The sequence below is a fragment of the Ureibacillus endophyticus genome (genome assembly GCF_003628435.1).
Taxonomy (GTDB): Bacteria; Bacillota; Bacilli; order Bacillales_A; family Planococcaceae; genus Ureibacillus; species Ureibacillus endophyticus.
The window spans coordinates 133,526-149,298 of sequence record NZ_RBZN01000001.1 but is presented as its reverse complement, the minus strand read 5'-3'; the positions used below and the strand labels follow the sequence as shown (position 1 = coordinate 149,298).

Here is a 15,773-nt window from a genome sequence, read left to right as displayed (position 1 = left end):
TTTAAGAAAATAATTTAATTTAGGATGGACTTTCTGTAGAATACTAAGAATACACTTGCTATTTAGAGAGAAAAGTTAAATAATTAGTAGAATATTTGATATAGTATTAGTAAAAATATAAGATTTTAAAATTTATTATAGGTGGTTATTCTATGGTTTCACATTCGAAAAATGCTTCTCCAAGAGCAGATGCACAAAAAAATCGTATTAAGATTAAACAATCTGCAATTACTATTTTTAAAAATAAAGGTCTTGAGGCAACAATTGAGGAAATTGCAGATCACGCAAATGTTGGGGTAGGGACAATTTACCGAAACTTTGGTAGTAAACAAGAATTAGCAAATCTAATTTCATATGAGGTTTTAAATGAAATATATAAAAAGCAAATAGAAGTGATTGAATCTGATTTTCCTATTGAAGAAAAACTATATAAAATTTTTGATACTTTCATCTACTTATCTACTGAATATGGTGAAATCCATCAAATGGTACTACAACTTCTTACATCGACTATTGAACCCAATCCATTAAAAGAAGATTGGCAACAAAAATTACATAGTCTTTATCATAGATTAGTAGCACTTGGTCAAAAAGAGGGCATTTTCTCAAAAGAAAATACTTTAATACAGGAAAAAATACTTATTAATACCGTAAATCCTATGATGGTAAAAGAAGTTTCAGCAATACTACCGATTGAGGAAGCAGCGGTTACACTTTCCAAATTTGTTCTAAATGGTCTCATTATCAGAAAATAACAATCTATTATTTTTAAATAATATCAGCATATCAAATACATGCAAAAAAATTTTAAATAAATGTTTTTTTTTCAGAACAATAACAGGAATCGAAAAAACTATTCGGAAGGATTATTTATGCTACGACTTAGTTGGCTCATAAGTATAGGAATCTCGTTACTTGGATTTTTGATCGTTGGAAATTTATTTAATGCAAAAGATGGGGATTTTGGATTCATAGGTATTATTTTTGTTATTCCATTTCTTTTATTAAGCATGTTTATTACGTTTCGCTATTTCTATGTATTGTCCAATAATGCGACAATGCTTTCAAATATCATTGGATTAGTTGCCGGTGTCATTATCATCGGAATTTTATCTTATTATGAAATAGATTTTAAGAATAATGTACTTAATAGTAATGAAAATAACTATAGCATTTATATTAATTTTTATACTTTTGCACTCATTCACTCTATTTCTGCAGTCATTGGTGGTGTATGGGGGTTGTTTTCGAATTCAAAAGAAAAAGAACATACGACTTAAAGTCTATGTTCTTTTTCTTTTATTAATTTAATCTTCCATTTTCATAAGGCTTTAAAATACCATAGATTGTTTGAATTACTGGAATTTCCACCCCATGTTTTGCTGCGATTCTCAATGCCCCGCCTTGTAAGTGCTCAACCTCAAGCGGTAACCCTTTTCTCATATCTTGGTGCATCGATGAAGTTGCTTCAGGATGCATAATTTTAATATTATTGGCCATTGATTCGATTTCTTTTTCAGTCAATGAAATTCCTTCTTTTTCAGCAAGCATACTCATTTCATAGACGATATTTTGTGCAACTGCTAATGTCGCTTCATTTTCTGCAATATATCCAGATGTTAATTGTGTTGCTGATGTAATACCAGAGAAAGACGTAATAAAAATATATTTTTTCCACATATGCTTTAAAATGTCTTTTTCCTGTAAAATTTTTGTTTTCACATTACGGCCAACTTCTGCTAGTTTTTCACAAATCTCAATTTGAGCTTCATGAAGTGCTCCGAATCGAACAACACTACTATTATTTGAATGTACAACATGTCCTTTTTCATTTAATGTAGCAATAATGCCTGCAAAACCGCCAATTACCTTTTCCTTACCAACTGCTTTTTGTAGTAAATCTAATTGTTCTACACCGTTTAACAATGGTAATACAAATGCACCTGTTCGTTCTACAATCGTTTGAATTTGTGGAATTGCTTGTTGTAAATGGTAGCCCTTTATTGCCAAAATAATTAAATCGATATTTTCTACACTCTCAGGAGTAGTATAAATCTTAAAATCTTGACTTGTGAAATCCCCCTCAGGACTATTTATTACAAGCCCTTCTTTTTCTAATTGTGCCGCGCGTCGTTCTCTTACAAAATAAGAAACATTATATCCAGCTTCGAGTATTCTTCCACCAAAATAAACACCTAGGGCACCAGCACCCTGAACTAATATATTCATCATGATAACCTCCTAATCTACTTAACTCTATGTTATCATGAATATTCAGAAGATTGTTGGTTTTTGTTAGTGTAAAAAGGGACGCCCTTAATGGACATCCCTTCTTACATGAAATTATTTTAAATATTTATCAAAGAAATCCACCATTGCATTGTAAAACTCAATACGGTTTTCCTCGTTCATGAATCCGTGTCCTTCATTGTCTTTTAACATGTATTCTACATCTACACCACGTGAACGTAATGCTTCAACGATTTGATCTGACTCTTGTTTATTTACACGAGGGTCATTTGCACCTTGCGCTACGAATAATGGTGTTTTAATTTTGTCAGCATGGAATACTGGCGATACTTTTGTTAATAATTCTTTATCTTCTTCTGGGTGCCCTACACGCTCATAGAACTGTTGACGCATTGTTTCCCAATATGGTGGAATTGTATCCAGTAGTGTAAAGATGTTTGAAACCCCAACATAGTCTACTGCAGCAGCATAAAGGTCTGGGGTAAATGTAATTCCGGCTAATGTTGCATACCCACCAAAGGAAGCTCCATAAATACCGATTTTCTCTGGATCTGCAATTCCTTGGTCAATAGCCCATTGTACACCATCTGTAATATCGTCTTGAATTGCTAAGCCCCATTGTTTATTTCCAGCCTCTAAAAATGCTCGTCCATATCCAGTAGAAGAGCGGAAGTTCACTTGTAATACAGCATAACCACGATTTGCTAACAATTGCACTTCTGGGTTAAAGCCCCACATATCTCTTGCCCAAGGACCACCATGAGGAATAACAATCAACGGAAGATTTTCTGCCACTTTATTTTTAGGTAATGTTAAATAGCCATTAATTGTTAAACCATCCCGAGCTTTATATGAAATAGATTGCATCTCAGCCATTTCATTAGGGTCTAACCATGAACCTAATGTTGCTAGCTCAGTTAGATTATCTGTAGTTGAATCATAGTAATAATATTTTCCATAAACTTTATCACTTGAAACAGATACGATGAATTTCGTCATATCCTTGTTGTAATCATTAATACCAAATTCACTTTCACTAACACCTAGTTTGTTTTGAATGTTCTTAAATACCTTTTCAAAATCGTTATCGAAAAACTCATAATGCACTTTATCTGTCATATAAGTAGCAAATAAGATTTTATCTTTTGATGTGCTGTAAATTGCATTACTAATGTCCACATTTGAGTTTGTGAAAAGGATTTCCTCATTCCCTTGTAAATCATATTGAACTAATTCAATTTTGTCTCGACCTTTATTGGATAACATATAGACCGATTGATTATCTTGAGAGAAAGCAATTGGTGAAACTGTATCTCCAGATTCAATTGTAATGAATGGTTTAAATTCATCTTTTTCTGAGTCACGGTAAAGAACAGCCCCGGCTACACCATCTGTAGCAACAGCCATACGAACTTGTCCATTACTGTCAGATATCCATGATTGAACATTCCCTGGATTCTTAGCAACTAGTTTTGTTTCACCAGTTTTAACATTTAATTTATAAACATCGAAAACAGTAGCGTCTTCTTTGTTCATCATAATTAAAATTTCATCTTTAGCATCTTTTAATATATCAATTGGATAGGCAACAACATTTTCATATGGAGTTAAATCTTTCTCTTCTCCACCATTAAACGTAGTTGTGTAGATATGATAGTTTTCATCGCCACCATTATCTTTTAAATATAAAATAGTATCTTCTTTCCAAATGAAACCAGCAATATCACGATCTGTTAAATTCGTCACACGTTCTGGTTCTGAATCACTATTCATTTCTTTGACAAAAATATTTAGTCGATTTTCCCAAGCTGCAGCATAAGAAATATAGTTACCATCTGGAGATAATTGATATCCTAAATTACCTGGATTTTTCATGAAATCTTCTACAGAGTATTGTTGTACACCAGTATTATCAACATCTTTATTTTCTACTTTTTCGAAATTACTGAAAATTAATTCGAGCTCGCTATCTGTAACCGTTATACGATTATTCGGCACACCTTCAAAAAGCCCTAATTTATCAGCAGTAGATTTATAACTTTGACCTTCTTTTTCCACGTTTAATTTATTGACTAACACATTGGCAATTTGCTCTTGGGTAATCACACCATCAATATTTTGCCAATCGGCACCTTTAAGCAAAGCATTTAGCACTTCTTTTCGCATAAAGTCAGAACCATGCTGATAACTTAGTTTAGTAACAGCTTGTTCGAGAAATGCCTTAGTGGTAACCCATGAATTTTGATTTGTTGTAACTGTAGCAATCTCTTTATCTATCGGATTTGTAGAAGTGGTAGCAACTGCTGAAAATGGTAATGTAAAGAGTGATGCTACTATAACTGAAGATATTACTTTTTTCTTCATACTATTCCTCCTTTTCTAATTCTACTTACGAACTGAACTGGGAATAGTTTCATATTCACCTAAATTTTTCTGAAATATTTTAAAAAATCCACGTCCCAATTTAGGAACGTGGATACTTTTACTAGCGTACTTCTGCTCCAGCTTCTACAAGAGCTTTTAATACTTTTTCATGTGCGTTGACAACTTCATCATCTGTTAATGTGCGTTCAGGATCGAAGTATGTTAATGAGAATGCAACTGATTTTTTACCAGGAGCCATTTTCTCACCTTCATAAACGTCGAACACTTTCACATCTTTCAATAGTTTCGTACCAGCTTTGCGAATAATTTCAATAATTTCTCCTGCTGGTGTTGAGCGATCAAGTTCTAATGCAATATCACGCGTCATAGCAGGGAAACGTGGTACAGCTGTATAAACAAGATCTTCAACTGTTGCAGTTAAAATTGCTTTTAAGTTCAATTCCGCAACAAATGTATCTTTAAGATCTAAATTTTTACGCTCAACTGGATGTAACCCTCCAATAATACCAACCTTTTCTCCATCTAAGAAAATATCTGCTGTTTGACCTGGATGTAAACCATCGACAGTTGATTTTACATAAGAAATTCGATCTGCTAATCCTAATTTTTCAAATAATCCTTCTAAAATTCCCTTTACAATGAAGAAATCTGCGTTAACTTTTTCACCTTGCCATGCGTTGTCTACCCATTTTCCAGTAACAACTACAGCAACATGCTCCTCTTCATAAGGAAGTCCTTCATCTGTTTTGCCTAAGAATACAGAACCAATTTCATAAAGTGCTACAGATTCAGCATTACGAGCAACGTTATAACTTGCTGATTCTAATAAATGAGGAATTAAGCTTTGACGTAAAGTTGAACGTTCTTCACTCATTGGCATTAATAATTTTGTTGTTTCTTCTGCTTTTAAAGCATATTTTTGTGATAGCTCTTCAGATGTTAAAGAGTAAGTCACCGCTTGGTATAAACCAGCACCCTCTAAGAAATTACGAGCAACACGACGTTTCGCTTGGTAAGATGTTAATCCACCAACTTGATCATTGCCTTCTGGTAATGTCATTGGAATTTCATCGTATCCGTAAAGGCGTGCAATTTCTTCAACGATATCTTCTTCAATTTTAATATCTTGACGGCGAGTTGGCGCATCGATGATTAGTAAACCATTTGCCGCTTCCACATCGAACTGTAAACGTTTTAAAATTGATAACATATCTTCTAGAGAAATTTTCATACCAAGACGTGCATTGATGAAGTCAGGTGAAACAACTACACGAGTTGGCGTTTTATCTAACTCATCCACTAACACTGTTCCTTCTAAAACTTCTCCACCTGCTAGTTCTGCGAGTAATTGAGCTGCACGTTCAGCTGCTAAAATAACTCGGTTTGGATCTACACCTTTTTCGAAACGAGCCGATGCATCAGAACGTAAACCAATTTCCTTTGATGTACGACGAACAGAGAAGCCATCAAAATAAGCAGATTCGATGACAACAGTTGTTGTATTTTCTGTTACCTCAGAATTTGCACCACCCATAACACCTGCAATGGCAACTGGTTCTACTCCATTTGTAATAACAAGGTTATGTGCTTTTAACGTACGTTCTTGATCATCTAAAGTAACAATTTTTTCTCCTTCATTTGCAAGACGAACGACAATTTCTTTCGTTTTTAATGCATCATAATCGAAGGCATGTAGTGGTTGACCATATTCCATTAAAATATAGTTTGTAATATCAACGACGTTATTGTGTGGACGAACACCTGCAGCCATTAGGTAATGTTGTAACCAAAGTGGTGATTGTTCGATTTTAACGTTTTTCACAACTTTTGCTGCATATAATGGATTTTCTTTTGCTTCCACACGTAATTTTAAATAATCTTCTGCTTTTTCATAAGTTGTTTCATATTTCACTTCAGGTAATTTCACTTCACGAGATAAAATGGCAGCTACTTCATATGCCACACCTAACATTGAAAGTGCATCCGAACGGTTTGGTGTTAAGCCAAGTTCTAATACTATATCACGTAAACCAACAAGCTCTAATGCATCACTACCTGGAACTGCATCTTCAGGTAACACGTAAATTCCATCCGCATAAGCTTTTGGAACAACACGACCTTCAACACCTAATTCTTGTAACGAACAAATCATTCCGTTTGATTCTTGACCGCGCATTTTTGCTTTTTTAATTTTGATCCCACCTGGAAGACGAGCACCTGGTAAAGCAACGATTACTTTTTGACCTGCTGCAACGTTTGGTGCACCACAAATGATTTGTCGTACATCCCCTTCGCCTACTTCAACTTGGCATACGTTTAATTTATCTGCATCGGGGTGTTTTTCCTTTGAAACAACATAACCAACTACAACATTCGTCATGCCTTGTGAACGATCAATTACTGCATCTACTTCGATTCCAGAGCGTGTAATTTTTTCAGCTAATTCTTCGGCTGTTAAACCATCTATATCTACATATTGTTTTAACCAATTTAAAGATACTAACATTTTTGGCCCTCCTACTCTTCTGTACGGTGGAATTGTGATAAGAAACGAATGTCATTTGTGTAGAAATGACGAATATCATCCACCCCATATTTCAACATCGCAATACGTTCTGCACCAATACCGAAAGCAAAGCCAGATAATTTTTTCGAATCATAGCCAGCCATTTCTAGAACGTTTGGATGTACCATACCAGCTCCTAAAATCTCAATCCAGCCAGTTTGTTTACATACGTTACAACCTTTACCACCACATTTATGACAAGAAACGTCCACTTCTACAGATGGCTCTGTGAATGGGAAGAAACTTGGACGAAGACGAATTTCACGCTCTTCACCAAACATTCTTTTTGCCAGTGCATCAAGTGTACCTTTTAAATCACTCATACGAATGTTTTCACCAATTACTAACCCTTCAATTTGCATAAATTGGTGTGAGTGAGTAGCATCATCATTGTCACGACGGAATACTTTCCCTGGACAAATAATGCGAATAGGCTCACCTTTTTTAGCTTCCATTGTACGAGCTTGAACAGGTGAAGTATGCGTACGTAAAAGTGTTTCTTCAGTAATGTAGAAAGTATCTTGCATATCACGTGCAGGGTGACCTTTTGGCAAGTTCAATGCTTCAAAGTTATAATAGTCTTTTTCCACTTCAGGACCTTCAGCAATTTCATATCCCATAGAAAGGAATAAATCTTCAATTTCCTCAATAACACGAGTTAATGGATGACGGTTACCTGTACGAATTTTTCGACCTGGTAATGTTACGTCAATTGATTCCTTTTCAAGTTGTTCTTGAATTGCTTGTTCTTCTAAAACTGCAATACGAGCTTCAAGTTGGTTTGTTACGTTTTCACGAACTGTGTTTACTAAAGCCCCCATTTTTGGACGTTCTTCAGGAGATAATTTCCCCATTCCTTTTAATAAATCCGTAATTGGACCTTTTTTTCCTAAGTACGCAACACGAACGTCATTTAATTCTTTTAAATTTGAAGCAGCTTCGATTTTCGCTAGTGCTTCTTGTTCTAATTGCTTAAGTTGTTGTTCCACTTTTATTCCTCCTTAGAGAATTCTTTTTACGATTGAGCTATTTGCGTTTGGGTAGGAAATACTTTTCCATATAAATAAAAAAACCCCGCCCCTAAAAAAGGGACGAGGATTATATCGCGGTACCACCCTAGTTATTGCAAAAAAGCAATCACTTCATTAACATAACGACTAACTTAGCCGGCCTTCCTTTCACAAGTTGATCCCGGAAGCTGCTCGCGGGGTGAACTTCAATTTTGGTTACATACATAAGCTTGCAGTCTATGGCTTATGCTCCCTACATGCAACATTAAAATTTACTCTTCCCGCTCATAACGCATTTTTATTATGAATTTCTAAATCCTTCATTATTTTACGTCAACTCTCAGTATTTTTCAACTAATTTACGAACGCACGAGTTGATATAAAAGTATTCCTGTTGCGACAGCCACATTTAATGACTCAGCCTGCCCTAAAATTGGAATGATAACATTTTGATCGGTTTGGCTTAATAATTGGGGATGAATGCCACTACCTTCATTGCCAACAATTAATGCAAAGCCATCAGTTTTTTTAATTTCAGTATATTCAATCGCATCCTGAAGTGCTGTACCATACACTTTTACACCATTATGTTGTAAGTCTTCAATCCAATCTTCTAACTCACCACGAACAACAGGAATGTGGAAATGAGAACCTTGACTTGAACGTAACGTTTTTGGATTATAAGCATCTGCACAGCCTTTTCCAAGAATTACTGCATCGATTCCAGCAGCATCTGCTGTACGAATCATCGTTCCAATATTGCCTGGGTCTTGTACAGCATCAACAAGCAATAATTTACGCCATTTCAATTGATCTTCACGAGAAATTTCTTTCTGTTTACAATGAGCAAACACACCTTGTGATGTTTCTGTTTCCGCAATCTCCTTTGCAACAGTTGGCGTCACTTCCACCATCATTACATTATCGATATCCCATAATAATGGTAAATCAACACCTTCACGAACAATGATTTGGATAATTTGGTCTTTATTTTTTAACGCTTCTTCTACTAAATGAAATCCTTCTACAAGAAATTCACCTGTTTTTTCACGTTCTTTCCGAGTTGTCACTAGCTTTTTCCAATGTTTTACTAATGAATTTTGAGTTGATTCGATTCGTTTCATATGAACTTTATTTACCGCCTTTTCACTTCATTCTTGCCTAATTTTACATGAAAAGTGGAAGCATGTAAAAATTTATATCGTAGCTAGTCGATTTAATTGAGTGCATAACAATTCAATATGTTGTTCAGTTGTGCCCTCCCCAAAGGAAACACGGAAAAATTGTCGTGCCTTCGATAATGTATGTCCCATTGCTATAATCGCTTTCGTACCTGATGCACTATTAATATCACATGCACTTCCTGTGGAAATACAAATATTTTCTTCATTTAAACTTAACATGACATATTGACCTTCAAGCCCTGGAATGCAAAGTCCACAAATGCTAGGAAATTGCTTCTCTTCCTGCGATTCAATCCAATCAATTGGAGAATCACTAATGATTTCTTTCAACCGTTTTCGTAATTGCCAATGCTTTTCTAGATGATACTTATACTGTTCCACAGCAGTAGCCATCGCAACGATTGCAGGGGTATCCACCGTACCACCACGAATTCCTTTTTCATGGGTTACCCCTGGAAAAACGTGAACGATTCTTCTACGGGGATTCAAATAAATTGCACCGCACCCTTTTGGTCCACCAATTTTATGGGCTGATACAGTAATACTATCCACTTTTTGTGAGAACTGTGTGATATCTAGCTTGCAAAATGATTGAACACAATCAACATGATATGGAATTCCATGTTCACTAGCGATATTTGCAATTTCTTCTACAGGTTGAATCGATCCAATTTCAGAATTTACATGTTGTATGGAAATTAACACCGTATCTTCCCGAATGGCGCCTTTTAGTTCATCTAAATTGATTACTCCATCACTTGTTAATGAAAGTTTCGTAACTTCGAACCCTTCCCGTTCCAATGTATTCATCGCTGCATGGACACTCGTATGTTCGGCAGCAGAAGTGATAACATGTCTTCCCTTTCCTGCCCTAGCAAGGGAAAGAATAGCGATAATGTTACCTTCAGTTCCACTTCCTGTAAAAATAATTCCATCACGATTAACACCCATTTTGTTTGCTATAATTGCTCGCGCTTCCTCTAACAAAAAATGAGCTTTCCCTCCAGCATCATGCAAACTGGATGTATTTCCATAAACTTCTTTCGCTATTTGACTATACGCATCTATTGCAGCTTCTGTCATAGGACTTGTTGCCGCGTAATCTAAATAAATCATTGTGATTATCCCTCATTTTCAATCAATAATCTTTAGCTAAATCTAAAATTTTTATAAGTTTAGTAGTAAAATCAATGCTTGTTTTCTACTTCATTTTATGTAAATATAGGTGTCAAGACAACTGTAAAGAAGGGGACTATATGAAAATCGATACGGATATCGTCATTATTGGAAGTGGTATTGCCGCATTACAAGCAGCTCGTGTCTTATCACAAAAATTTGACGTTCATATCGTCACAAAGGCAAATATAACAAATGGTAGTTCTTATAAAGCCCAAGGTGGTATTGCCGCTGTTACAAGTACGGATGACAATGCTTCTTTGCACATTCAAGATACATTAGATGCTGGTGAACACCACCATTCCTATGAAAATGTTGAAGCTCTAGTTGAAAAAGGTCAAGATGCGATTACACATCTTATCCATGACCAATTTTCTATTGATCGAAAAGAGGATGGCACTATTTCATTAGGTCTTGAAGGTGCGCATAGTAAACCACGAATTATTCACTCAGGTGGCGATGCAACCGGTAAAGCATTGGTCGATCATTTAATTGAAAAACTTCCAAAGAACGTTCGTATTCATGAGTATGAACTTGCCTATGAACTATTATTAAACACTATTGGCGAATGTATTGGAGTTAAAACGAAAAATGAATCCGGTGAGAATGTATATTTTGCATCTTATGTCATTTTAGCTACTGGCGGTGCAGGGGCCATTTATTCTTGTACATCTAATTGTTCAGATAGTTATGGGGATGGAATAGCTCTAGCCTTTTTAGCAGGTGCAAAAATAGCAGATATGGAATTTATTCAATTCCACCCTAGTCTACTTTATATCGATGGCAAATCAAAGGGGCTTGTTTCAGAAGCAGTGCGCGGTGCTGGAGGTTATTTCGTAAATGAGAATGGTCGAAAAATTATGGAAGGTGTTCATCCGTTAGGTGATTTAGCACCAAGACATATTACAGCTTACGAAACGTATAAAGAACGAGCAAAAGGTAATGAAGTATACATCGACATATCACAAATTCGCGATTTTGCAAAAAAGTTCCCGACCATTACAAAATTATGTGAAGAAAACGGAATTTCAATAAGTGATAATCGTATTCCTGTTGCACCAGGTAGCCATTTTTTAATGGGTGGTGTTGTAGCAGATCGCTATGGACATACAAGTATTCCAAGACTATTAGCAGTTGGTGAAGTAGCATGTACTGGTGTTCATGGTGCAAATCGATTAGCAAGCAACTCCTTATTAGAAGGAATTACTTTCGGAAAATTAATGGCCGAAAACCTTTTAAAATATGGAAAGAAGCAAAAAAATTTCCAACAGTTTCAAGCAAGGAAAACTACAAACTATATAGAACTTTTACCAACTCATAAAATTCAAAATGAAATGTTAGCACATGCAGGTATTTTACGAGATAGTGAAGGTTTAAATAGATTAATTAATCTACTACCATCTTTTGAAGAGTATTTTTCAATTAATCTAAGTAGTTTATCCCGAGAAAAAATTGAACGACTCTTTATGCATATTAGTGCATCTCTAGTAGCGAACGCTGCTTTAACACGAAATGAATCCCGTGGAGCCCATATTCGAAAAGAATATCCAAATAAAGAAGACAATTGGCAGAATAAATGGGTCGTGTTTAAAAATGGAAAATTAAATGTGAAGGATGAGCTATATGAACAAAATCAAATTGCAATCGATGTTAAAGCAGTTTTTTAACGAAGATATTGGTGATGGAGATTTATCAAGTGAATTATTATTCTCACCTACAGAACAGGGATCCTTCACATTTTATGCAAAAGAAGAAGGTATTTTCTGTGGAGCCGAAATTATAGAAACTGGTTTTACTTTACTAGATTCATCATTAAAAACTACCATTCTAAAACAAGATGGAGAGAAATTAAATAAAGGTGATGAAATAGCAATTATTGAAGGGAACTTACGTAGTTTACTGACTGGTGAACGTGTCGTACTTAATTTAATCCAAAGAATGAGCGGAATAGCAACGAATGCAGCAAAAGCTGTTCTGTTAACAGAGGGAACGAACGCAAAAGTTTGTGACACACGTAAAACGATTCCTGGCCTTCGCATGCTTGATAAATACGCAGTTCGATCTGGTGGTGCTTTCAATCATCGCAGTGGCCTATATGATTGCATAATGTTAAAAGATAACCATATTTCCTTTGCTGGTAGCATTACAAATGCAGTTAAAACTGCCAAAGCAAAAATTGGACATACCGTGAAAATAGAAGTAGAAATTGAAACGAAAGAACAACTATTAGAAGCCATTGAAGCCGGAGCAGATATTATTATGTTTGATAATCGCTCCCCTGAACAAATTGCTGAATGGTTGCCTCTCGTTCCATCCCATATTACAACGGAAGCATCTGGTGGTATTACATTAGAGAACTTACGCAGTTATGCAGAGTCTGGTATTGAATGGATTTCTTTAGGAGCACTTACCCACTCCGTTAAAGCCTTAGATATTAGTGCATTAGTTAAATTGAAGGGGGCAATGTAAAGTGGCAATTGCAAATCTTTTAAACAATAAAGGAATGTTACCAGAAAAATATCGCACAATGGACCGTGCCGAAATGGAAAATCGTATTCGTGAAATAAAAGAGAAATTAGGAGAAAAATTATTTATTCCTTGTCATCATTATCAAAAAGATGAAGTTGTACAATTTGCAGACAGTATTGGGGATTCCCTACAATTAGCCCAAGTTGCAGCAGCTAACAAAAAAGCAGAGCATATCGTTTTTTGCGGTGTTCACTTTATGGCAGAAACTGCAGATATGTTAACAACAGATGAGCAAGTGGTGTATTTACCTGATATGCGTGCAGGTTGTTCAATGGCGGATATGGCTGACATTTACCAGACAGAAGAAGCATGGGTTCAACTACAACAAATTTTTGGTGACACATTGATTCCACTAACCTATGTCAATTCAACTGCAGCAATTAAAGCATTCACAGGTCGAAACGGTGGCGCTTGTGTAACTTCTTCCAATGCTAAGAAAATGGTAAAATGGGCATTTACACAAAAAGAACGTTTATTTTTCTTACCAGATCAGCATTTAGGAAGAAACACAACATTTGAACTAGGTATTCCATTAGAGCAAATGGCCGTGTGGAACCCAATTAGCGGCAAGCTTGAATTTGAAGGAAATGTGGAAGATATTAAAGTCGTCCTTTGGAAGGGCCATTGTTCTGTACACCAAGGTTTTACGGTAGAAAACGTGCGTGAAGTTCGTGAAAAATATCCTGAAATGACAATCATTGTTCATCCTGAGTGTTGTAGAGATGTAGTCGAAGTTTCTGATATGAATGGTTCTACTAAATTTATTGTAGATACTATTAATGCTGCTCCTACTGGATCAAGTTGGGCAATTGGTACCGAGATGAACTTAGTTAAACGAATCATTGCAGAACATCCAGATAAGAAGATTATTTCATTAAATGAAAATATGTGTCCGTGTTTAACAATGAATCGAATCGACTTACCTCATCTTCTATGGGCTTTAGAAATTATTGAAAATGGTGAAGAAGGTAATGTCATTCAAGTTGATAAGGAAGTTACTAAAGAAGCCATTTTATCATTAGATAGAATGTTAACATTAGCTTAAGGTTTGAATTTGGAGGGAACTTTCCCTCCTTTTTATTTTGGTTTTATTGTAATTGGGATTGGGCGTATTCTTTAGGAATAATTTCCGCGCATCTCACTTCTGGTGCTTTCGGAGCTGTACGAACGCGCTCCGCTTTTCTATGTTTTACTATGTATAGTTTCCTTTTATTAAGGCACACTATTAAATGAGGAGGAGATTGTTATATGAACTTTCAAATTAGAGATGCAATAAAACAAAATGTCCAAGGTGATAGTGCAGCAGAATTTCGCGATACTGTGCAAGATGCAATTTCCCGTGGAGATGAACATTTACTTCCAGGATTGGGCGTATTTTTAGAGGCATGGTGGAAAGCTTCTTCTGAAGAAGAACATCAAGCCTTTACGGAAAAACTATCAAAAACTTTTATGAACTAAAATTCTGTACTGGCAATATGTCTGTCATATTGCCAGATATATTACATTCCCCATTCTTTCCCTAATAATTCTTTAAGTGTTTCGAATTGTTTTTCTCCAATATGATTAGAAATTTTCACTTCTAATTCTTTTTTTATGGAATTATATTTTTCTACACATCTTTCCCCTAGTTCTGTTAATTCAATACATTTATCTCGTTTATTATTTGCATTCAAAACATTGACTAATCCTTTTTCTTCAAGCTTCTTAATAAATTTATGAGTAGCTTGTCTTGTAATTTGGACAGATTTTGTAATAGACGATATGGTAGGTTGATTTTTATAAATTTTCGCCATAATATACCATTCTGAGTTCGATATGGAAACATCGCTCATTTCACTCCATCTTTCCCCAAGGACTTTACGCACCATATTATGTCTTTCGCTAATTAGATCAAATAAATCTAAAGAACCGTATTCTAAACTCATCATTGTCACTCCAAGTTTTAAATGTGTCATCAAGTATACAAAAATCAGAATTATACGTCAACTAAGTTGACATTTTTAAGAATATAGGGTACTATTAGAATAGTCAACTAAGTTGACAAATACAATTTGGGAGGCAAATAAATGTTCAAGATTGGTGATACGATTATTTATTCTTCACATGGTTTATGCCAGATTGATGATATAACTGAAAAAACCTTCTCAGGTGTTACAAAAACGTATTATGTCTTACATCCTGTCGACAATGTCCACTTACAAATCAATGCCCCGATTGATAATAAAACCATTTCCATGCTAGAAATAATGACAAAGGAACAAGCGGATGAAATCTTTACATTATTTACACTGCCTGGCATTGAATGGATAGAAAAAAACAATCAACGTACTCAAATTTATTCCTCAATAATAAAAAAAGGAAACCGCAAAGAAATTGCAAAACTCATTAATACACTAATGACAAAAAAATATGAGCTTGAGCAAGAAGGAAAAAAGTTCCCAGAATATGATCGAAAATTATTATTAGAAATTCAAAAGGTTTTATTTGCTGATTTAGCCATTTCTTTAAAAACTACTCCAAAAACCATTGAAAATAGAGTAGAAAAACTATTACAGATAAGTGATAAACAAACAACTTAAAAAAACAATAATAAAAAGCAACCTAGCGTCTCCCAGGTTGCTTTTCCTATGTAGCGATGAGTCTTTCCATCTTGAAATTGTCATCGCGTCGATC

14 protein-coding genes and 1 other annotated feature are annotated in these 15,773 nt (G+C 35.2%); of the genes, 7 read left to right on the top strand and 7 right to left on the bottom strand.

The annotated features are described in order from the left end of the window. The first annotated feature begins 152 nt into the window (after window positions 1–152). A complete protein-coding gene (locus D8M03_RS00650) occupies window positions 153–755 on the top strand; it encodes a TetR/AcrR family transcriptional regulator (protein WP_121212746.1) in 603 nt (200 codons plus the stop codon). 117 nt (window positions 756–872) lie between these two features. Next, the gene (locus D8M03_RS00645) at window positions 873–1,280 is read left to right on the top strand and encodes a nucleoside-diphosphate sugar epimerase (protein ID WP_121212745.1); all 408 of its coding nucleotides are present in this window, start codon (window positions 873–875) and stop codon (window positions 1,278–1,280) included. A gap of 22 nt (window positions 1,281–1,302) precedes the next feature. Here D8M03_RS00645 and D8M03_RS00640 read toward each other — a convergent pair whose 3' ends face one another. The 6 genes from D8M03_RS00640 to D8M03_RS00615 all read right to left on the bottom strand — a co-directional run bounded on the left by D8M03_RS00640 (window position 1,303) and on the right by D8M03_RS00615 (window position 10,511). Continuing rightward, window positions 1,303–2,232: a ketopantoate reductase family protein gene (locus tag D8M03_RS00640; RefSeq protein ID WP_121212744.1), complete on the bottom strand. Its 930-nt coding sequence runs from the start codon at window positions 2,230–2,232 to the stop codon at window positions 1,303–1,305. Between the two features lie 111 nt (window positions 2,233–2,343). Continuing rightward, window positions 2,344–4,614, bottom strand: a complete 2,271-nt coding sequence (locus tag D8M03_RS00635) for a S9 family peptidase (RefSeq protein WP_121212743.1) — start codon at window positions 4,612–4,614, stop codon at window positions 2,344–2,346. 121 nt (window positions 4,615–4,735) lie between these two features. Beyond that, window positions 4,736–7,141 carry a phenylalanine--tRNA ligase subunit beta gene (gene pheT / locus D8M03_RS00630; protein WP_121212742.1) on the bottom strand — a complete coding sequence of 802 codons (2,406 nt, stop codon included), beginning with the start codon at window positions 7,139–7,141 and terminating at the stop codon, window positions 4,736–4,738. Between the two features lie 11 nt (window positions 7,142–7,152). Further along, window positions 7,153–8,190, bottom strand: a complete 1,038-nt coding sequence (gene pheS / locus D8M03_RS00625; protein ID WP_121212741.1) for a phenylalanine--tRNA ligase subunit alpha — start codon at window positions 8,188–8,190, stop codon at window positions 7,153–7,155. A gap of 95 nt (window positions 8,191–8,285) precedes the next feature. Continuing rightward, window positions 8,286–8,511 (bottom strand) — a binding site (T-box leader). 59 nt (window positions 8,512–8,570) lie between these two features. After that, a complete protein-coding gene (locus D8M03_RS00620) occupies window positions 8,571–9,335 on the bottom strand; it encodes a TrmH family RNA methyltransferase (RefSeq protein ID WP_121212740.1) in 765 nt (254 codons plus the stop codon). Window positions 9,336–9,407: 72 nt separating this feature from the next. After that, complete coding sequence (locus tag D8M03_RS00615; RefSeq protein WP_121212739.1) at window positions 9,408–10,511, bottom strand: cysteine desulfurase family protein; 1,104 nt, start codon at window positions 10,509–10,511, stop codon at window positions 9,408–9,410. A 140-nt stretch (window positions 10,512–10,651) separates the two neighbouring features. Here D8M03_RS00615 and nadB point away from each other — a divergent pair, with 140 nt between their 5' ends. The 4 genes from nadB to sspI all read left to right on the top strand — a co-directional run bounded on the left by nadB (window position 10,652) and on the right by sspI (window position 14,558). Further along, complete coding sequence (gene nadB / locus D8M03_RS00610) at window positions 10,652–12,238, top strand: L-aspartate oxidase (protein ID WP_121212738.1); 1,587 nt, start codon at window positions 10,652–10,654, stop codon at window positions 12,236–12,238. Next, on the top strand, window positions 12,195–13,040 hold the full coding sequence (gene nadC / locus D8M03_RS00605) for a carboxylating nicotinate-nucleotide diphosphorylase (protein ID WP_121212737.1): 846 nt from the start codon (window positions 12,195–12,197) through the stop codon (window positions 13,038–13,040). The genes nadB and nadC overlap by 44 nt, the downstream gene beginning before the upstream one ends. 1 nt (window position 13,041) lies before the next feature. Beyond that, window positions 13,042–14,145, top strand: a complete 1,104-nt coding sequence (nadA, locus tag D8M03_RS00600) for a quinolinate synthase NadA (protein ID WP_121212736.1) — start codon at window positions 13,042–13,044, stop codon at window positions 14,143–14,145. Between the two features lie 203 nt (window positions 14,146–14,348). After that, on the top strand, window positions 14,349–14,558 hold the full coding sequence (gene sspI, locus D8M03_RS00595) for a small acid-soluble spore protein SspI (RefSeq protein ID WP_121212735.1): 210 nt from the start codon (window positions 14,349–14,351) through the stop codon (window positions 14,556–14,558). A gap of 41 nt (window positions 14,559–14,599) precedes the next feature. Here the strand turns inward: sspI and D8M03_RS00590 are convergent, their stop codons facing one another. Beyond that, the gene (locus tag D8M03_RS00590) at window positions 14,600–15,028 is read right to left on the bottom strand and encodes a MarR family winged helix-turn-helix transcriptional regulator (protein WP_342768769.1); all 429 of its coding nucleotides are present in this window, start codon (window positions 15,026–15,028) and stop codon (window positions 14,600–14,602) included. A gap of 138 nt (window positions 15,029–15,166) precedes the next feature. Here D8M03_RS00590 and D8M03_RS00585 point away from each other — a divergent pair, with 138 nt between their 5' ends. After that, window positions 15,167–15,679: a CarD family transcriptional regulator gene (locus tag D8M03_RS00585; RefSeq protein ID WP_121212733.1), complete on the top strand. Its 513-nt coding sequence runs from the start codon at window positions 15,167–15,169 to the stop codon at window positions 15,677–15,679. Window positions 15,680–15,773: the final 94 nt, after the last annotated feature.